Annotated in this window: 15 protein-coding genes, 1 riboswitch and 1 other annotated feature; of the genes, 13 read left to right on the plus strand and 2 right to left on the minus strand. The window is 36.9% G+C overall.

Translation table 11 applies throughout. The features are described from left to right. The first annotated feature begins 371 nt into the window (after positions 1-371). The 13 genes from JZO69_RS09560 to lpdA all read left to right on the plus strand — a co-directional run bounded on the left by JZO69_RS09560 (position 372) and on the right by lpdA (position 18,500). Positions 372-593, plus strand: a complete 222-nt coding sequence (locus JZO69_RS09560; protein ID WP_010764461.1) for a YneF family protein — start codon at positions 372-374, stop codon at positions 591-593. A gap of 163 nt (positions 594-756) precedes the next feature. Next, on the plus strand, positions 757-2,508 hold the full coding sequence (locus JZO69_RS09565; RefSeq protein WP_207112651.1) for an ABC transporter ATP-binding protein: 1,752 nt from the start codon (positions 757-759) through the stop codon (positions 2,506-2,508). Further along, positions 2,508-4,292: an ABC transporter ATP-binding protein gene (locus JZO69_RS09570; RefSeq protein ID WP_207112652.1), complete on the plus strand. Its 1,785-nt coding sequence runs from the start codon at positions 2,508-2,510 to the stop codon at positions 4,290-4,292. The genes JZO69_RS09565 and JZO69_RS09570 overlap by 1 nt, the downstream gene beginning before the upstream one ends. Positions 4,293-4,564: 272 nt before the next feature. Then, on the plus strand, positions 4,565-5,908 hold the full coding sequence (locus tag JZO69_RS09575) for a carbohydrate-binding protein (RefSeq protein ID WP_207112653.1): 1,344 nt from the start codon (positions 4,565-4,567) through the stop codon (positions 5,906-5,908). Between the two features lie 136 nt (positions 5,909-6,044). Further along, positions 6,045-6,773: a trypsin-like serine peptidase gene (locus JZO69_RS09580; RefSeq protein WP_207112654.1), complete on the plus strand. Its 729-nt coding sequence runs from the start codon at positions 6,045-6,047 to the stop codon at positions 6,771-6,773. A gap of 392 nt (positions 6,774-7,165) precedes the next feature. Then, positions 7,166-8,098, plus strand: a complete 933-nt coding sequence (trxB, locus tag JZO69_RS09585; RefSeq protein WP_207112655.1) for a thioredoxin-disulfide reductase — start codon at positions 7,166-7,168, stop codon at positions 8,096-8,098. A gap of 88 nt (positions 8,099-8,186) precedes the next feature. After that, on the plus strand, positions 8,187-8,579 hold the full coding sequence (locus tag JZO69_RS09590) for a DUF1398 family protein (protein WP_207112656.1): 393 nt from the start codon (positions 8,187-8,189) through the stop codon (positions 8,577-8,579). A 116-nt stretch (positions 8,580-8,695) separates the two neighbouring features. Next, positions 8,696-9,067, plus strand: a complete 372-nt coding sequence (locus JZO69_RS09595; protein WP_207112657.1) for a DUF6483 family protein — start codon at positions 8,696-8,698, stop codon at positions 9,065-9,067. Between the two features lie 65 nt (positions 9,068-9,132). Further along, positions 9,133-9,301, plus strand: a riboswitch (M-box (ykoK) riboswitch). A 736-nt stretch (positions 9,302-10,037) separates the two neighbouring features. Next, positions 10,038-12,650, plus strand: coding sequence for a magnesium-translocating P-type ATPase (gene mgtA / locus JZO69_RS09600; protein ID WP_207112658.1), 2,613 nt, complete (start codon positions 10,038-10,040; stop codon positions 12,648-12,650). 557 nt (positions 12,651-13,207) lie between these two features. After that, the gene (gene pdhA / locus JZO69_RS09605; RefSeq protein WP_025869280.1) at positions 13,208-14,323 is read left to right on the plus strand and encodes a pyruvate dehydrogenase (acetyl-transferring) E1 component subunit alpha; all 1,116 of its coding nucleotides are present in this window, start codon (positions 13,208-13,210) and stop codon (positions 14,321-14,323) included. Between the two features lie 2 nt (positions 14,324-14,325). Then, positions 14,326-15,303, plus strand: coding sequence for an alpha-ketoacid dehydrogenase subunit beta (locus JZO69_RS09610; RefSeq protein WP_010760821.1), 978 nt, complete (start codon positions 14,326-14,328; stop codon positions 15,301-15,303). Positions 15,304-15,439: 136 nt separating this feature from the next. Further along, a complete protein-coding gene (locus tag JZO69_RS09615) occupies positions 15,440-17,086 on the plus strand; it encodes a dihydrolipoyllysine-residue acetyltransferase (RefSeq protein WP_207112659.1) in 1,647 nt (548 codons plus the stop codon). Positions 17,087-17,093: 7 nt separating this feature from the next. After that, positions 17,094-18,500 (plus strand): dihydrolipoyl dehydrogenase, encoded by a 1,407-nt coding sequence (gene lpdA, locus JZO69_RS09620; RefSeq protein ID WP_010760823.1) that lies wholly within the window; start codon positions 17,094-17,096, stop codon positions 18,498-18,500. A 158-nt stretch (positions 18,501-18,658) separates the two neighbouring features. Here lpdA and JZO69_RS09625 read toward each other — a convergent pair whose 3' ends face one another. Together JZO69_RS09625 and tyrS are read right to left on the minus strand one after the other, a co-directional pair. Beyond that, complete coding sequence (locus JZO69_RS09625; protein ID WP_069638713.1) at positions 18,659-18,973, minus strand: YerC/YecD family TrpR-related protein; 315 nt, start codon at positions 18,971-18,973, stop codon at positions 18,659-18,661. Between the two features lie 491 nt (positions 18,974-19,464). Beyond that, complete coding sequence (gene tyrS / locus JZO69_RS09630; protein WP_207112660.1) at positions 19,465-20,733, minus strand: tyrosine--tRNA ligase; 1,269 nt, start codon at positions 20,731-20,733, stop codon at positions 19,465-19,467. A gap of 52 nt (positions 20,734-20,785) precedes the next feature. Beyond that, positions 20,786-20,988, minus strand: a binding site (T-box leader). Positions 20,989-21,199 lie beyond the last annotated feature (211 nt).

The following is a 21,199-nucleotide window of genomic DNA, read 5'->3' on the forward strand; positions in this document are numbered from 1 at the left end:
GTTTTATCTTTTTTCCGAGAGCCCAGCTCTTGAAGCTAGATAAAATTAAAAGCTGAATGAGCTTGTTCGGGCTCGACAAAAAAATAGGAAAAACGAGTGAGATGCTTTTTATCTCAGTCAGATGTTATCTTTTTTTCGAGAGCCTAGCTGAGGAAATGATCTTTCGTAAATTTCTTGTGAGGAATCTGACAAAAGACCTTTCCTTTTCCGCTTCTTTCTAGTAAAATAGTTTCTTGAGAGCAATTATATAAAAAAGGGATAAATATCCCTATAAATTTAAAAATGGTAAGTTCAACAAGAATAATGACTGCATGAGATACCTTTAGCAGAAGTTCTTGTTTGGCTTTTCTAGGTAGAAAGGAGAGATTTATATGTCAACAGGTTTAGTAGTATTAATCGCGATTATCGCTTTATTAGCAGGTGCAGCAGGCGGATTTTTCCTTGCGCGCAAATATATGCAAGACTATTTCAAAAAGAATCCTCCCGTTAATGAGGATATGTTACGAATGATGATGATGTCTATGGGGCAAAAACCTTCTGAGAAGAAGATTCGTCAAATGATGCAGCAAATGAAGAACCAAGGAGATAAGTAAGGTTCTTAGTTGCTATTCAGAATTCAAACACACAAGCGGGCCGATTTTTTGGTCCGCTTTTTTTGTGCTTATTTTTATGAATGAAAGGAGTTGTACAGAAATGGGAAAACAACAAAAGAATGGTGTGAGCGCATAGGAGTTAAATTAGAAGAGGAGAATGTACATGTCTATATTTAAAAAATTAGGGTGGTTTTTCAAACAGGAGAAAAAAAGTTATATTATTGGTGTATTTTCATTGGTTATGGTTGCACTTGTTCAATTAGTTCCGCCTAAAGTTATTGGGATCGTTGTTGATAAGATTGCTGAAAAGGATTTGGCGATTCAACCTATTTTATTTTGGGTGGGTATATTATTGTTGGCAGCTTTAGCACAGTATATTTTTCGTTATATTTGGCGAATTTATATCTGGGGAAGTGCAGCAAGGCTGGAAAAAGATTTAAGACGGCAACTATTCCATCATTTCACAAAAATGGATAATGTGTTTTATCAGAAGTATCGAACAGGAGATTTGATGGCACATGCAACGAATGATTTAAATGCGATCCAAAATGTAGCTGGAGCGGGGATTTTAACCTTTGCAGACTCTATGATCACTGGTGGTGCAACCATTGTGGCGATGATTTTATTCGTTGATTGGCGTTTAACCTTGATTGCATTGATTCCATTACCATTATTGGCAGTGACATCAAGAGTGTTAGGCTCTAAATTACATGATGCTTTCCGTGATTCACAAGCTGCTTTTTCAACGATCAATGATAAGACACAAGAAAGTATTACAGGGATGAAGGTTATCAAAACCTTTGGACAAGAAAAAGAAGATCTTCAAGATTTTACAGAGAAAATTGATGATGCGATCGTTAAAAATAAGCGAGTGAACTTTTTGGATGCGTTATTCGATCCGTTTATTACACTGATTATCGGGATTTCTTATGTATTGACGATTATTATCGGCGGCCGTTTTATCATGGATGACACGATCACGATTGGTCAGTTAATTTCATTTATAAGTTATATTGGAATGCTGGTTTGGCCGATGTTTGCGATTGGGCGTTTGTTTAATGTATTAGAGCGTGGGAATGCGAGTTATGATCGTGTGAATGAACTTTTACATGAAAAAACACATATTGTCGAGAAAAAAGACGCGATCCAAACACCAGCAAAAGGTCAATTATCAATGGAAATTGCCCAATTCACTTATCCAAAGGACAAAGAGGCAACGTTAGAACAGATAAAATTTGCCATCAATGAAGGGGAGACATTGGGAATCGTCGGAAAAACAGGTGCTGGTAAAACAACTATTTTAAAATTATTGATGCGTGAATACGATCATTATAAAGGACGTATTACTTTTGGCGGACATGATATCAAAGATTATTCTTTAGATGCTTTGATGAACTCACTAGGGTATGTTCCTCAAGATCATTTTCTATTTTCAATGACGATACGGGACAACATTCGCTTTGCCAATCCTGATTTTACAGAAACAGAAGTTGAGCAAGCGGCTGAAATGGCGTTTATCAATAATGAAATAAAAGCTTTTCCTAATGGGTATGATACGTTAGTTGGGGAACGTGGCGTGTCATTATCCGGTGGTCAAAAACAACGGATTTCGATTGCCAGAGCATTGATCGTAAATCCTGAACTATTGATTTTAGATGATGCTTTATCAGCTGTTGATGCTAAAACGGAAGAAGCGATTCTTTCAAATTTAAAAGCTGCCAGAAAAGAAAAAACCACGATCATTGCAGCACATCGGTTAAGCAGTGTGATGCACGCCAAAGAAATCATCGTTTTAGATGAAGGGAAAATCGTTGAACGTGGGACGCATCAAGAGCTATTAAGATTGGCTGGCTGGTACAAGCGGATGTGGGATAAACAACAATTAGAAGCGAAAATTGAAGGGAGTGAAGTATAATGGAAGAAAAATACGAATCTGAATGGACAAAATCAGTACCACTAAAAGAACAAGTCTCAATCGTTAAACGATTGCTTAAATTTGCTCGACCATTTCGTCGCACGTTTTTGTCAGCAATTTTGTTTGCTTTGATTCTGTCGATTATTAACATTCTATTACCAAGAATCATTCAAACGTTTATGGATGATTATTTAACACCAAAGACCGCGACAAACCAAGTGATTTTCTTTTTTGCGGGATTGTATTTGTTTGGTGTGATTGTTAAAAGTATTATCTGGTTTTTCCAATGGTTTTTATATTCGACCGCTTCACTAAAAACCTATCAATATATTCGTGTAAAATTATTTGAAAAACTCCAAACACTCGGTATGCGTTATTTCGATCAAACACCAGCTGGTTCGATCGTTTCTCGTGTAACCAATGATACGGAAACATTGTTTGAGTTTTGGTATGTATTCTTGATGGTCTTGACAGGAATTTTTGCAGTAGTTTCTTCTTTTATTGCGATGTTTCAGATCAGTGGAAAAATTGCGTTGTATAATTTGATTTTCTTACCGATTTTATTGATCGTAATTTGGTACTATCAAAAATTTAGTTCAAGAATTTATCGGAGTATGCGGGAGAAATTAAGTCAATTGAACACGAAATTGAATGAGTATATTTCTGGTATGCAGATTATTCAGCAGTTTCGACAAGAAAATCGTTTGGAAAAAGAATTTGAAGAGACGAACAATGATTATTTACGTACGCGTTTTTCAATGATCAAAACCAACTCATTGCTTTTAGGTCCAATCATTAACTTCCTTTATACACTAGCAATTGGCTTGACGTTGACTTTGTTCGGTTATGACGCATTGCATTCGCCTGTGGAAGTTGGCTTGATTTATGCTTTTGTTACTTATGTGCAAGCATTCTTTAATCCGATGACTCAAATGATGGATTTTCTAAGTGTTTTTACCGATGGCATGGTAGCAGGTAGTCGAATTTTGAAAATATTTGATAACGATGAATTGACTCCGCAACAAAATGTTGGAGCTAACGCGGAAATCCTTCGTGGCAAGATCGAATTTCGTAATGTTAGTTTTTCTTATGATGGCAAGAACAATGTATTGAATCATATCAGTTTTATTGCTAACCCGGGTGAGACTGTGGCGTTGATCGGACATACTGGTAGTGGAAAAAGTTCAATTATCAATGTTCTGATGCGTTTTTATGAATTTTATGAAGGGGAGATTTTGATTGATGATCGCAACATTCGCGAGTATCCTCTATCTGAGTTAAGACAAAAGTTAGGCTTAGTTTTGCAAGATGCATTTATGTTTTATGGTGATATTGCTGGAAATATTCGGATGTTGAATCCAGAGATCACGGATGAGCAAATCAAAGCAGCTGCTGAATTTGTTCAAGCAGATAAGTTTATTGAAACATTGCCGAAAAAATATCATGCAAAAGTGATCGAACGGGGAGCAAGTTATTCAAGCGGGCAAAGACAATTGATTTCATTTGCTCGAACGATTGTAACGGATCCAAAAATTCTTGTACTGGATGAAGCAACTGCTAATATCGATACCGAGACTGAAGGGTTGATTCAAGAAGGATTAGCTAATATGCGGCAAGGAAGAACGACGATTGCAATCGCTCACCGTTTATCTACGATTCGTGATGCTGATTTGATTTTAGTATTAGATAAAGGCCGTATCGTGGAACGTGGGAATCACGAAAATTTATTGACCAAAAATGGTCTGTATGCAGATATGTATAAGTTACAAAATAGTGAAAATTAGAAGTAAAAAAGCGTTAGAAGTAGCTCTTATGGGCTACTTCTAACGCTTTTTTCTGATTTTATAGAGCATTTTCCTTACGTAGATGTTAAATAAAATGTAAAAATAATTAAAAAAATATATCATGAATATAAAAAAACATATTAGAGGGAAATGTTTTTTAGGGTTGTTTTACTCATTTTTTTCTTATTTTTAGCAGTTAATGAACTTTAAAATTAGAAGAATACTTATAAAATGATAGAGAAACAAGGTTATAGAATTAGGAGGATGAAATAGTGAAAGTAAAAAAATTTACAGCATTATTGATTTGTGGGGTTTCTTTATCAATCGTTTCATTAAATGAGAAGAGCTATGCAGAAACAAATGTACTAGAAGGAAGAGCAATTATTGGGGAAGATACTCGAGTGAGAGTGATGGACACTACTAAAGCACCATACTCTAGCATTATTTACCTTTTAAAAGCTGATGGTGGATTCGGATCAGGGACAGTTATTGGAAAGAACAAAGTGTTGACGGCAGCTCATGTTGTAACAAGCTTAAAAACAAGTGCAGATATTAGCAAGGCAAGTGTAACTCCAGCCAGAAATGGCTATTATTATCCATTTGGTTCATTTTCAATAGAATCAATTGATATGCACACTGGATGGACGGTTGAAAATAACCGAGATCATGACATTGCAGTTGTAACTTTGAAACCTAATAGTTCTGGAAAAAATATTGGAGATGTTGTACCAATCATATCCGTGAATAATGTACCTAATCTTCCGAGAGGAACCAAAGGACTTTTACCAGGATATAGTCAAGATAAACATGGGCAATTATGGGAAGCAAGAGGCTCTGTTATTTCACAAACTGAATCACGAGTATATTACGATATGGATTCTATTGGTGGAACTTCGGGTGCTCCTGTATACGACGAAAACAATCAATTAATTGCTGTCCATACTTCTGAATATCGTATGGGCAATGTTGCATACAAAAATGGCGGGTCAAAAATTACTGGTTCTAACTATGAGTTTATTGCCAAACATTTAGAGCAAAAAGAAATTGATACACAAGCACCAAACCAAGTAACAGGTGTAAAAGCAAGCAATATTACTAGCACATCAGCACAATTAAATTGGAATGCTTCAACTGATAATGTTGGGGTAGAAAAATATGAAGTATATCGTAATGGATCAAGAATTGGCGAAAGTCGAACAACAAGTTTTGAATTGAGTGGTTTAACAGCGAATACGTCCTATACAATTTCGATTGCAGCGCTAGATAAAGCAGGAAATCGCTCATTTTTATCAACTGCCTTAATTTTTTATACAGAAAAAGAAGTGGAAAAACCATCTGAAAATCAAACAACTTGGGTACAAGAAAAAATATATGTTGCTGGAGATAAAGTTTTCTATGACGGAATTGAGTATCGGGCAAAATGGTGGACAAAAGGAAATAAGCCAGGAATGTCAGATGTTTGGGAAAAACTAAGTACAGGCACTATTGAGGAATGGAAATCAGAACTAGCCTACTCTGGCGGTAATGTTATTACATTCAAGGGAGTACAATACAAAGCCAAATGGTGGAATCGTGGAGAAGAACCAGGTAAGTCACCTGTTTGGGAAAAAATGTAATTCGGACACAATAAACATCCTAATTTTAAGTTTACTTGTATACCATGCAAAGCGGTGGACCCAAGTAATGAAGTGACAGACTGAAATAACTTTCAGTTTATACAAATTATCAAAAAAAATGAAGGATGGTAAATCAATGAAAATTCAAAATTTAATCACCGTTTTACTTTGCACAGCTGTATTATCTACTGCAGCAGTTACAGCAACACCTCAAGTAGAAGCCGCTCATCCAGTAAGAGAAAAATTAACTGAAAACAAAACAAAAGTTAATGATACAACAAAGGGACGTTTCCAAAGTGTAGCATTTATCGATGCTAATGGTACAACTGGTACTGGTACAGTTATTGCTAACAATAAAGTACTAACTTCTTATAATGTTGTTGAAGGATTAAAAAATAGCGAAAATCTTGATAAAACTTTCGTTACACCAGGGAAAGATGGCGAAAATGCTCCTTTTGGCTCATTCCAAGTTGAGTCAGTGGACTTTGAAGAAAGTTGGGGAGATTTGGCTGTTTTAACAGTTAAACCTAATGAGCAGGGCCAAAATATTGGTGAAGTAGTTCCTGTAGTTCCTGTTACACAAAATCCAACAATTATCGTTTGTGGAGATGTGACTATGCCAGGATATGATGCTGATAAAAAAGGTGAAATGTGGGAAAGCCAAGCAACAATTAGTTACAATACTGCTTCAAGTTTTTGGTTTAACCAAGCAAGTAAAGCTGGCAATTATGGTAGCCCAATTTTCGATAGATACGGGAATCTAATCGGAGTTCGTACATTTGCGAAATATTCAAAAGGTGTTCAAACAAGTGCTGCAAAATTCACAGAACGTAATTATGATTTCATTTCAAATCTTGTAAAATAAGAAGTAGCAATCTAAAAAAATCAAACATCTATTAAGCATCTTCTTAAAGTTCTAGTTAAAATCGGGGAAGTATAATGTTTCAAAACTAGTGCATCGTTTTTAAAGATAGTAAATCAATAAAACTTGGGTTCACCGCTTTGCATGGTATTCAATTTAGGATAGTAAGGGAAAACTAATTTTTAGTTATTCCTTACTATCTTTTTTCTTATTATAAGTAAGTATAAAAGAGATGATATCCAGAAAAAAGCATGATATAATGGAAAACGAAATGAAGACATTCAGAATAGATTTGGTTTTTTTTATAAATAATCAGGTTGGGCAGAAAGATAGACAATCAACTACTTAAGTTGTAAAGTGAATGTACTTGAAAAATTCGGAGGTTGAAAAGACATATGTATGATGTAATTATAATTGGTGCCGGACCTGCTGGGATGACTGCAGCGCTTTATGCATCACGTTCTAATCTTTCAGTATTGATGATTGAACGCGGCGCGCCAGGCGGACAAATGAACAATACCGCTGAAGTGGAAAACTATCCAGGCTTTGATTCGATCATGGGACCTGAATTGGCTTATAAAATGTATGAGAATGTTGAGAAATTTGGTACTGAAAATGCATATGGTATTGTAATGGATATCAAAGATCAAGGTGCATATAAAGAAGTCATTTGTGATGATAAAACCTATCAGGCTAAAACAGTAATTATCGCTACAGGCTGTGAACATCGTAAATTAGGTGTTAAAGGTGAAGAAGAATTTGCTGGGCGCGGGGTTTCATATTGTGCAGTTTGTGACGGAGCTTTCTTCCGCAATAAAAAACTTTTAGTGATTGGCGGCGGCGATTCAGCGGTTGAAGAAGCAATCTACCTAACACAATTTGCTTCAGAAGTTGTGATCGTACATCGTCGTGATGAGCTACGTGCACAAAAAATCATTCAAGATCGTGCGTTTGCCAATGAAAAAATTTCTTTCGAATGGAATACTGTTTTAGAAGAAATCGTTGGAAATGATATGGTCGTAACTGGTGGACAATTAAGAAATACCTTGACTGATGAAGTCAAAGAGATTTCAGCTGACGGTGTCTTTATTTATGTTGGACTTGATCCATTGACTGAACCATTTAAAAAATCTGGTTTGACCAATGCAGAAGGCTGGATCGAAACAGACCAAGATATGAAAACAAGCATACCGGGTGTTTTTGCCATTGGTGATGTTCGTGAAAAAACATTACGTCAAATTACAACAGCTGTTGGCGAAGGCGGAATTGCTGGGCAACAAGTCTACAAATATATTGAAGATATGACAGAAGTTGAAGAAGTAAAATAATGTTTGTTAAGAAGACCTGAGTCAAAATGTGATTTGTTTTGATTTAGGTCTATTTTTATTTTCTAAACCAAGAATGGGGGTGAAGACAATGGGTCTAGATTTGAAAGCAATTGAAGAAATCATTAATAATGAGAAAAATGCTGGTGGATTTTCCAAGTTGATTCGTGCCTTTAAAAAGATCGGTGTACAAAAATACGATTATTTGGTGGAAGAAGGCGTTTATCGATATTACGATGAAACAGCATATATCGAGGTTCAATTTAATGGGAATCCTAAAAAAGTAGTAGCAGAAGAATCTGCTAAAAAGATTAAAGAAGCCGTATTAAAAGCGCAAGCCGGTTTGATAACTTTTGAGGATTTTACTGAACTTGCGGGAAATTCGGGTATAGCTTATTGGCGGACGAATTTAAGGACTATGCAGGTAGACTATTTTGGAAAAAGCGGTCAAATTCTTTTAAGTGAGCCAATTCCAGAAGTTTAGAAAAGCTAACACTTTTTATGTAAATTATTTGGTTTAGTGGTAAAATAAAGATTAAGAAGAAATGAGTATTTATCTAATCATTATCTTAAAAGCTAAATAAAAAGGAGTGGATTGTAATGATGGAATATGAAAAGGATTGGTTTATGAGACAAATCAAAGCGGCTGTATTTAATCCGTTCAGAAAAACAAAAGAAGTACAAATCATGCCGATGATTTATGTAACAGATGAAGTAACTGGAGAACAATATTCGATCCCGATTCAAAATTATCTTTTAGAGCTTATTTTGAAGTTAAAGATCAATCAGGCTGAAAATGTATTGTTTGCTGAATCAGAAAATATGACAGATGAACAATTTTATGAACTAGGTAATTGGTTTTACGAATGCTTAGAAAACCTGTCTGATTCAGAATTAGCAACCGCAAATTTTTCAAGAGCAGAAATCAGTCAAGGAAAAATAGATCTAGGACAACACACAGAGGTAAACTAATTGGAACAAAATTTTTTCTTTTGACAATTAACAAAATATGAACTATGATGGTTACGGATTAAGAATTGAATAATTGTTAGGTGAGGCTCCTATTTGGACACATGCTGCTGCCGCGAAAGAATCGAGAGACTCTTAGTTGGTTGAACAGGAATGATCGTGAAGGTCATTCATAACGTAGCTGATAAGAAATTATCTACGCCCTATAGTGCTAAAGCTCAACGATAGAGAAACTTTTATTTAAGTTGCTATTTCACGCACACTCTATTGTTGAGTGTGCGTTTTTGCTGTGAATCACAGCGACTGGCTCCGCCAGAGCTGATGATGAACAGTACTTGGCGACCAAAGGGAGCGAAGTTCCGCAAAAAGAAACAAGCAGCTAAAAGCAAAACAAGAGCTAGATAGCAAAAGCTCTAAGACTTGGAGTGATCCGACTGACTCCGCCAGAGCTGATGATGAACAGTACTTGGCGACCAAAGGGAGCGAAGTTCCGCAAAAAGAAACAAGCAGCTAAAAGCAAAACAAGAGCTAGATAGCAAAAGCTCTAAGACTTGGAGTGATCCGACTGGCTCCGCCAGAGCTGATGATGAACAGTACTTGGCGACCAAAGGGAGCGAAGTTCCGTAAAAAGAAACAAGCAGCTAAAAGCAAAACAAGAGCTAGATAGTAAAAGCTCTAAGACTTGGAGTGATCCGACTGGCTCCGCCAGAGCTGATGATGAACAGTACTTGGCGACCAAAGGGAGCGAAGTACCGCAAAAAAGAACAAACAGCCAGAAAGCAAAATGCTAACTCAACAGTTCAAAAAATCCATCGTTTTAAAATACACAAAAGAGAGGAAGAGTCACATGGAAGACCCCAGTCATTCGAGAAAAATAAATGTAGCCTTCATCTTGGAAACGATGGAATTGGAATGAATTTTCCTTTCCCTTCCTAGATAAGATGAAGCGAGCTAGAACTAGGAGGAAAAGAAAATGATGAACAAAAAAATAGCAGATATAAAGAAAACAACAAAAGACCAAGAATTAAGAAAATTAGCGATGTTATCGGAACGAGAATTGATGATGGAGTTGCGTACTTCAGAAAAAGGGTTATCCGAAGAAGATGCTAAACATCGTTTAGAAGAATATGGACCAAATGAAGTGTCCGCACAAAAACCAACCCCTGCAATTATTATGTTTTTAGAAGCATTTAAAGATCCATTTGTTTATGTACTAGCTTTATTGATGGTGGTATCAGCTGCAACTAAAGATTTTGAAGCAGCGCTTGTTATGGGAGTCATGATTTTAGCTAGTGTGATTATTGCATTTATTCAAGAGTACCGTTCCCAAAAAGCGAGTTTGAATTTAAAAGAACTCATTGAAAATACAACAGCTGTGACACGTGCTGGTCAAACCAAAGAAATTCCGATGGACGAAGTTGTACCAGGAGACATTGTAACACTAGCAACAGGTGATATGATTCCAGCCGATGCTGTGTTGATTTGGACCAAGGATTTATTTATCAATCAATCTTCTTTGACGGGTGAATCAATGCCAGTAGAAAAATTCGTAGATGCTGGTATCGATAAGAATTCAGATTCTGTTTCAGCGTTAGATATGCAGGACTTGATTTTTATGGGAACTGACGTATTAAGTGGGCAAGGTAAAGCGATTATCTTAAAGACAGGTCAAAATACTTTCTTTGGTGATATCGCTAAAAGTGCCACAACCCAACGCGGAAAAACTTCTTTTGATATCGGTCTTACTAAAGTCAGCAAATTTTTATTAAGAATGGTTATGATTCTGTTTCCAATCGTATTTTTGATCAACGGGATCACTAAAGGCGAATGGGGCGAAGCCTTTTTCTTTGCGATTGCTGTAGCGGTTGGTTTGACACCAGAAATGTTGCCAATGATCGTAACCAGTAACTTAGCAAAAGGTGCGTTAAGTTTATCAAAACATAAAGTGATCGTGAAAGAATTACCTTCTATTCAAAATTTAGGTAGTATGGATATTCTCTGCACGGATAAAACAGGAACAATTACTGAAGACAGAGTCGTTTTAGTACAGCATCTAGATCCATTAGGTGAAGTCAATGACCAAGTATTAGATATGGCTTTTTTGAATTCTCATTATCAAACAGGTTGGAAAAACTTGATGGATATTGCGGTAATCAATTTTTACGAAGAAAACAACAGTCAAAGTCCGTATCACTCAGTGACAAAACTGGATGAAATTCCCTTCGACTTTTCTCGTCGTCGTTTAACTGTGGTTGTTAATGCGGATGGTCATCAATTTATGATCACAAAAGGTGCTGTGGAGGAGATGGAAGCTGTTTGTACGCATGCTGAAATCAATGGTGAAATTGTACCGCTAACACCAGAATTACAAAAAAGAATGCGTGAAGTCAATATTCGGATGAATGAACATGGCATGCGTGCGTTAGCAGTTGCGGTAAAAAAAGATGTTCATAATGAAGCCATTTATAGTGTAGAAGATGAACAAGGAATGACCTTGATTGGTTTTATGGGCTTTTTAGATCCAGCTAAAAAATCAGCGATTACAGCGATTAAATCCTTACATGAACATGGCGTCAATGTGAAAGTTCTTACAGGTGATAATGATATTGTGGCCAAAAAAGTCTGTAGCGACGTTGGAATCGAAGTTTCACATGTAGTACTTGGGTCAGATATCGACAACATGTCTGATGAACAAATGAAAGAAGAAGTCGAAAAAACCAATTTATTTGCGAAATTGAATCCGATGCAAAAATCTCGAATCATTGAAACTCTACAAGGCAATGGTCATACAGTAGGTTTCATGGGAGATGGAATCAATGATGCGCCAGCACTTCGGAAAGCTGACGTTGGAATTTCTGTAGATACGGCGGCGGATATTACCAAAGATGCCAGCTCCATTATTTTACTAGAAAAAAGTCTAAACGTTTTAGAAGATGGCGTAATCGAAGGTCGAAAAGTCTTTAGTAATATGATGAAATACATTAAAATCACGATCAGCTCAAACTTTGGGAATGTTTTCTCTATTTTGATTGCAAGTGCCTTTTTACCATTTCTACCAATGTTATCCATTCAATTATTGATCCAAAACTTGATTTATGATATCGCACAATTGGCCATTCCTTGGGATAACGTGGATGAAGAAGACTTATTGAAACCTGTTCGTTGGGAAACCAATGGCTTGATGAAATTTACCCTATGTATTGGACCAGTAAGCAGTATCTTTGATATTATGACGTATGTTGTGATGTGGTTTGTCTTTAGCGCTAATACGATCGGCAGTCAACATTTATTCCAAACAGGTTGGTTTGTGGTTGGTTTAGTTAGTCAAACGTTAGTTGTTCAAATGGTGCGGACTCGAAAATTACCATTTATTCAAAGTATCGCATCACCTGCTGTAATTCTTTCAAGTCTAGGAGCAGTTGGTTTAGGATTATTGATTGTCTTGACACCAATCCGGGAGGTTTTCGACTTTGTGAAACTTCCAGCTAATTATTGGGGCTGGTTCATTTTGATCATTGTACTATATTTGATTACAGTAGAAGTAGCTAAAAGACTATATATTCATATCACTAAAGAGTGGATTTAAATGATTAAAATAGTGAATAATTGTTCACTTAATAAAAAAAGCTGTTTGATTAAGACGTTCTACTAAAATTTTTATAAAACAAATAACGAAAATTTTCTTTGCAACGGATAATCTCATTCGTGATGAAACGGAAAAAATAAAAATTTAACTATAAATAGTCATTTTAAAAAGAACAAAGACAAAAAATCCGAACATTTGTCTTTGTTCTTTTATTTGTTTCAAAAAATAAGTCCTTATATTTCGGTAAATAATTTCTCACACATGATTTTTCTGTAGCATAACAATGATTAAAAGGACTATAACAGACGATTGTCAAAAGATATGATTAGGAAGGCTTTTTATAAAACGGTTTCTTGTTTGTGATTTTAATCACTAACCTTTGATACGAAAGGTTTCTGGTATTTTAATGAATTTTAAAGAAATGATAACTTTTTACTTGCTCTTTTATCAGTTTAGTGATAATTTGTAAGTGTAGTCGATAAAAAGTAATACAGTTTTTAACGCTGTTTTACTTTTTTCGAAAAAAAGAAACGTAACAGAGAGGATTGTGTGACAAAATGGCAAAGGCAAAGAAACAAAAACCTATTGACTTTAAAGCACTTATGGAAAAAGTCGACGCTGATTTCCCAACATTTCAAATTTTAGATAAAGATGGGAAAATCGTAAACGAAGATGCAGTACCTGATTTATCAGATGACGAATTAGTAGAATTAATGACTCGTATGGTTTGGTCACGTGTGTTAGACCAACGCTCAACTGCGTTGAACCGTCAAGGTCGTCTAGGCTTCTTCGCGCCAACAGCTGGACAAGAAGCAAGCCAATTAGCAAGCCAATTTGCTATGGAAAAAGAAGATTACCTATTACCAGGTTACCGTGATGTACCTCAATTAGTTCAACACGGCCTACCATTAACAGAAGCTTTTTTATGGTCTCGTGGACATGTAGCAGGTAACCACTATGCACCAGAATTAAATGCTCTACCACCACAAATCATTATTGGTGCGCAATACATCCAAGCAGCAGGTGTTGCTTTAGGAATGAAAAAACGCGGCAAGAAAAACGTTGTCTTCACTTATACAGGTGATGGCGGTTCTTCACAAGGTGATTTCTATGAAGCAATCAACTTTGCAGGAGCATATCATGCAAACGGCGTGTTCATCATCCAAAACAATGGTTTTGCGATTTCAACACCACGTGAAAAACAAACAGCTGCTAAAACATTAGCACAAAAAGCTGTAGCAGCAGGAATTCCAGGAATCGTCGTTGATGGAATGGATCCATTAGCAGTGTATGCAATTGCAAAAGAAGCACGCGAATGGTCTGCAAACGGAAACGGCCCTGTATTGATCGAAACGTTAACTTACCGTTATGGTCCACATACATTATCAGGTGACGATCCAACTCGTTACCGTTCAAAAGACATGGATGACGAATGGGTACAAAAAGATCCATTAGTTCGTTTCCGTAAATATCTAGAAGACAAAGGCTTATGGTCTGAAGAAAAAGAAAACGAAGTCATCGAAAAAACAAAAGAAGAAATCAAAGTAGCAATTGCAGAAGCTGATAAAGTTCCAAAACAAAAAGTTTCTGATTTCTTGAAAAACATGTTTGAAGTTCAACCTCAAAACATTAAAGAACAAATTGCATTCTATGAAGCGAAGGAGTCGAAATAATCATGGCACAAAAAACAATGATCCAAGCAATTACAGATGCCTTAGCTCTTGAAATAGAGAAAGACGAAAATGTATTAGTATTCGGTGAAGACGTTGGTAAAAACGGCGGAGTTTTCCGTGCAACTGAAGGCTTACAAGAAAAATTTGGCGAAGACCGTGTCTTCGATACTCCTTTAGCAGAATCTGGAATCGGTGGTTTAGCTTTTGGTTTAGCTTTAGAAGGTTACCGTCCAGTTCCTGAAATCCAATTCTTTGGATTTGTATTTGAAGTCTTTGACGAAATCGTAGGTCAAATGGCTCGTACTCGTTATCGTATGGGCGGAACACGCAACATGCCTATTACTGTTCGTGCGCCATTTGGTGGTGGCGTGCATACACCAGAACTTCACTCAGATAACTTGGAAGGATTGATTGCTCAATCTCCTGGTATCCGTGTTGTTATCCCATCAAATCCATATGATGCAAAAGGACTATTGATTTCTGCAATCAGAAGCAATGACCCTGTTGTTTACCTAGAGCACATGAAACTTTACCGTTCTTTCCGTGAGGAAGTGCCGGATGAAGCATATGAAGTACCATTAGATAAAGCCGCTGTAACACGTGAAGGTACTGATATTTCTATCATTACTTACGGTGCAATGGTTCGTGAAGCAATCAAAGCTGCTGACAACTTAGCGAAAGACAATATTTCTGTTGAAATCATTGACTTACGTACTGTCGCTCCTTTAGATGTTGAAACAATCATTAAATCAGTTGAAAAAACTGGTCGCGTAGTTGTTGTTCAAGAAGCACAAAAACAAGCTGGCGTTGGTGCTATGGTTGTTTCTGAAATTTCTGAACGTGCAGTTTTATCATTAGAAGCGCCAATTGGCCGTGTATCTGCTCCAGATACAATCTTCCCATTTGGACAAGCAGAAAACATTTGGTTGCCAAATGCTAAAGATATCGAAGCGAAAGCTAGAGAAATCGCAGAATTTTAATTAAAAACTGAATAAATTTGCTTTAAACGGCATGCCTGAATTTTCACGTGATATTTTTCATGTGGAAATTTAGAGTTGTTGTTTTCCGCAATTTGCGAGTTAGACAGATACGATAAAGGAAGGGAAGGCTTAAAAAATGGCTTATCAATTTAAATTACCAGATATTGGTGAAGGTATTGCAGAAGGCGAAATCGTAAAATGGTTCGTTAAAGCAGGAGACACCATCAATGAAGATGATACATTATTAGAAGTTCAAAACGATAAATCTGTAGAAGAGATTCCATCTCCAGTTACAGGAACAGTTAAATCAATCGTAGTACCAGAAGGCACAGTAGCAAATGTTGGAGACGTATTGATCGAAATCGATGCACCAGGACATCCTGAAAATGATGCAGCGCCAACAGCGGCTCCGGCTCAAGAACAAACACCTGCACAACCAGCAGCTGTTCCAGAAGCACCAGCAGCAGACAATGGTGGCGGAGTATTCCAATTTAAATTACCAGATATCGGTGAAGGTATTGCAGAAGGCGAAATCGTAAAATGGTTCGTTAAATCAGGCGATACAATTAATGAAGATGATACTTTATTGGAAGTTCAAAACGACAAATCTGTTGAAGAAATCCCTTCACCAGTTACAGGAACAGTTAAAAACATTGTTGTTCCAGAAGGTACAGTAGCAAACGTTGGAGATGTATTGATCGAAATCGATGCACCAGGACATAACTCTGCACCAAGTTCAGCTCCAGCACCAAGTGCTCCTGCTCAAACAGAACCAGCAGCACCGGCACCTGCAGCGTCAACAGGCGTAGTAGCAGCGGCTGATCCAAACAAACGTGTCTTGGCTATGCCATCAGTACGCCAATTTGCTCGTGAAAAAGATGTTGATATCACACAAGTTGCGCCAACTGGTAAAGGCGGACGTGTGACAAAAGCAGATATCGAAAGCTTTATCTCAGGTGGCGGACAAGCAGCAGCGCCAGCACAAGCTGAACAAACTGCAGCAACACCACAAGCAACAGCTACAACTGAATCAGCTGCACCAAAAGCACCTGCTAAACCATTTGTTTCTGATTTAGGTGAAGCTGAAACTCGTGAGAAAATGACACCAACTCGTAAAGCAATTGCTAAAGCGATGGTTAACAGTAAACACACTGCACCTCACGTTACATTGCATGACGAAGTTGAAGTATCTAAATTATGGGATCACCGTAAGAAATTTAAAGATGTTGCGGCAGCTAACGGTACGAAATTAACATTCTTACCATATGTTGTTAAAGCATTGACAGCAACTGTTCAAAAATTCCCAATCTTGAATGCATCAATTGATGATGCAGCACAAGAAATCGTTTATAAAAACTACTATAACATTGGTATCGCAACAGATACTGATCATGGTTTATATGTACCAAACGTTAAAAATGCGAACACTAAGAGCATGTTTGCAATCGCTGATGAAATCAACGAAAAAGCAGCTCTTGCAATTGAAGGCAAATTAACTGGTGCGGATATGCGTGATGGCTCTATCACAATCAGTAATATTGGTTCAGTTGGCGGCGGCTGGTTCACACCAGTTATTAACTACCCTGAAGTTGCGATTTTAGGTGTTGGTACGATCGCTACACAACCAGTTGTAAATGCAGATGGTGAAATCGTTGTTGGACGTGTAATGAAACTTTCAATGAGCTTTGACCACCGTATCGTTGATGGCGCAACTGCTCAAAAAGCAATGAACAACATCAAGCGTTTATTAGCTGATCCAGAATTATTATTAATGGAAGGATGATTATCACATGGTAGTAGGAGATTTCGCCATTGAATTAGATACAGTCGTAATTGGTTCAGGCCCTGGAGGATACGTTGCAGCGATTCGTGCTGCTGAAATGGGTCAAAAAGTTGCGATCATTGAACGTGAGTTTATCGGCGGTGTATGTTTGAACGTTGGATGTATTCCTTCTAAAGCATTGATCGCAGCTGGACATCACTATCAAGAATCATTAGATTCAACTATGTTTGGTGTAACAGCTAAAGATGTTGAGTTAGACTTTACAAAAACACAAGAATGGAAAGACAACAAAGTTGTTAATACTTTGACAAGCGGTGTTGGGTTCCTTCTTAAAAAACATAAAATAGAAATTATTGAAGGAGAAGCTTTCTTCGTTGATGAAAACACATTACGTGTGATCCACCCAGATTCAGCTCAAACTTACTCATTCAATAATGCAATCGTAGCAACAGGTTCTCGCCCAATCGAAATCCCTGGATTTAAATTTGGCGGACGTGTCTTAGATTCTACTGGTGGTTTGAACTTGAAAGAAGTACCTAAGAAATTTGTTATCATCGGTGGCGGTGTTATCGGTGCAGAATTAGGTGGCGCATATGCGAACCTTGGTTCTGAAGTAACGATTTTAGAAGGTAGTCCTTCAATCTTACCAACTTATGAAAAAGACATGGTTAAACTAGTTACAGATGACTTCAAGAAGAAAAATGTAACAGTTGTAACGAAAGCAATGGCTAAAGAAGCAATCGACAACGGCGACAGCGTAACTGTAAAATATGAAGTAGATGGCAAAGAAGAATCAGTAACTGCTGACTACGTAATGGTAACAGTTGGACGTCGTCCAAATACTGATGATCTTGGTTTAGAACAAGCCGGTGTTGAAGTTGGCGAACGTGGTTTAGTTAAAGTTGACAAACAAGGTAGAACAAACGTATCTAACATCTTTGCTATTGGTGATATCGTACCAGGCGCGGCGCTTGCTCATAAAGCAAGCTACGAAGCTAAAATTGCGGCAGAAGCAATCTCTGGTAAGAAAGTAGAAGTAGACTACAAAGCAATGCCTGCTGTAGCCTTTACTGATCCAGAATTAGCAAGCGTTGGTATGACAATTGCTGAGGCTAAAGAAGCGGGATTAGAAGCAACTGCCTACAAATTCCCATTCGCTGGTAACGGCCGTGCTATTTCTTTAGGTAAAACTGAAGGTTTCGTACGTTTAGTAACTACTAACGAAGACAATGTGATTATCGGAGCACAAATCGGCGGAGTTGGCGCAAGTGATATGATTTCTGAATTATCATTAGCAGTTGAATCTGGCATGAATGCTGAAGATATTGCATTAACGATCCATCCACACCCATCTTTAGGGGAAATTACTATGGATGCTTCTGAATTGGCTTTAGGTTTGCCAATTCATATTTAAATAGCATATTTGTCACACAAAGAAAGACCGAGCTAGCCAAGCTCGGTCTTTTGTTTTGCTTAATAAGTAGTATCTTTATGGAAATTTAAAAAGATCTTTAATCTGTAAGAATATACAATTAAAGATCTTTTTATATATGTTGATAATTATCTTCATGTTTAACGATGAAGTTCTCTATCATCTTGCTCATCGATTCTATGGACCATCTCAAGCAATCCACCGTTTCCTTCATCAATGATCCTCTTCACTCTAGAAATCGTTGTAGTGCTACTGCCAGTGGCTTCAGCGATATCACTGTATGTTTTATTTAGTAATAGTAGTTTTGCGACTTCAAATCGCTGAATCATAGAATCCAGCTCTTTTAATGTCATTAAGTCATCGAAATAATTGTAGCAATCCTCCAATGTTTCTAAAGCTAATAGAGAACGGAAAAACTCATCGCCGTGGCCGTCTTGTATCTTGTCGATTTTCATAAGTTCCTCCTAATTTGAAAGCGGAACAAATCGTTTCATCCTGTAGAAAATTAGGAAATTAGCATTGAGACGCAATTTGTCTATTTTCCTAAGGATTGATTTGTGCAGCTAGATAGTAATAAAAGCGGAATGAGCTCATTTAGTCTCGACTAGAAAATAGGAAAACATGACTGAGGCGCTTTTTGCCTCATTCATGTTTTATCTTTTTCTCGAGAGACTGGCTCATGCAGCTAGATAATACAAATGATAAACACTTTCTCCGAAAGACTTGTACTGTTCATCATCAACTCAATTTTTTTCTTAGAGACTGTATAGCAACAACGTTTCACATTACTACGTCGTATACTTTATAACAAGCATTTTTTATTATAAAACTTTTTTGTATTTTGTCCAGTAAATTATATGGATAAATGCAAAAGATCAAAAAAAAGGGTGAAGCAAAACTGAAAATTTGTTTTGCTTCACCTTTTAAAAATAAATCAATTATTTTTTTATTTAGAAAGTAATTTCACTAAAGTGTATTGTTTTTTACCTTTACGAACAATAATGAATTTTCCGTCAAAGCTGTGCTCTGCTGTAACAATAAAGTCCAACTCTTTAATACGCTCACCATTGATTAAAATCGCGCCATTTGAGATATCTTCTCTCGCTTGACGTTTAGAAGGCTCGATACCAAGTTCGATCAACCAATCCACAAGGTTTTGATCAAGTGTTTCTGTTTCAACAGTAGGCATGTTTTTAAAGCCTTCTTCAATTTGTTTTGAAGTTAGATTTTTTACATTACCTGAGAATAGGGCTTCAGAAATTGCTAAAGCATCGTTTAAATCTTCTTCACTATGAACAAATTTTGTCATTTCTGCAGCTAGTACACGTTGTGCTTCGCGTAAATGTGGTTCTGTTTGGACTTTGACTTCTAGCGCATCGATTTCTTCTTTGGTTAAGAAGGTAAAGAATTTCAAGTATTTGATTACATCACGGTCGTCTTGGTTTACCCAGAATTGGTAGAACTCGTAAGGTGTTGTTTTTTCTGGATCAAGCCAAACAGCACCACCAGCTGTTTTACCAAATTTTGTGCCATCTGCTTTTAGCATTAATGGAATCGTTAAACCAAAGGCTTTTGCATCAGCGCCTTCTTTTTTACGGATCAAGTCTAGCCCTGCTGTAATATTGCCCCATTGATCAGCTCCACCGATTTGCATGCGGACGTTATTGTGTTGGAACAAGTGTAAAAAGTCCATTGATTGTAGAATTTGGTACGTAAACTCTGTAAATGAAATTCCTGTTTCTAAACGGCTTGCCACGATATCCTTAGCTAGCATCGTATTGATGTTGAAGAATTTACCGTAATCTCTTAAGAAATCCAACAAAGTAAGGTTGTGTGTCCAATCGTAGTTGTTCACTAAAGTTAGCGTATTATCTGTGTCCACTGCAAATAATTTTTCCATTTGTCTGGTTAAAGAATCAACGTTGTGTTGAACTGTCTCCATTGTTTGTAATTGACGTTCTGTCGTACGTCCACTTGGATCACCAATTGTTCCTGTTGCGCCACCGATCAAAATAAATGGATGATGTCCAAAAGCTTGGAATCTTTTTAGCATCATAAAAGGAATTAAATGCCCAATATGCATGCTATCTCCTGTAGGGTCAACACCGCAATATAGTGAAATGCTATTGGTTTCAACGTACTCACGTAAACCTTCGCTATCTGTTTGTTGGTTGATGGCGCCACGCCATTCTAATTCATCAATAATGTTTGTCATGTCTCTTCTTCCTCTCCTAAATAAAATAAAAAACGCCCCATAGGCTATTAGCCTATGGGACGAACTCCGCCGTGTTACCACCCAAATTGTATATGAAAACTCATATACCTCTCAAATCTGTATCGTAGATAGACGCCTACTTACGGTAGGAAACTAAAAGTGTAATTCACAGAAAATGTATATGTCAACTCTCACTAAATGCTGACTCTCTGAAATAGGGACATTCTTGCTACTTCGCTTTATCAAAGTTTGATATGTTATTTTGTAGCAATTCTACGACAAATCTGCTGACTTGTCAAATACTTCTTTTTTTCTTTTATTATTTTTAAATGAGGGATTTCTCATATAATCAACTTTCACTTTAATCTAGGTTTTTCGAAAGTCGGAAGAGGCAAATAGAATTTCTGACAATTGCGAACGACCATTTTACAAAAAGCTGTTTTATGCGATTTTTTTCACATAAATA

The organism is Candidatus Enterococcus ikei, from assembly GCF_017316105.1.
Lineage (GTDB): Bacteria > Bacillota > Bacilli > Lactobacillales > Enterococcaceae > Enterococcus_L > Enterococcus_L ikei.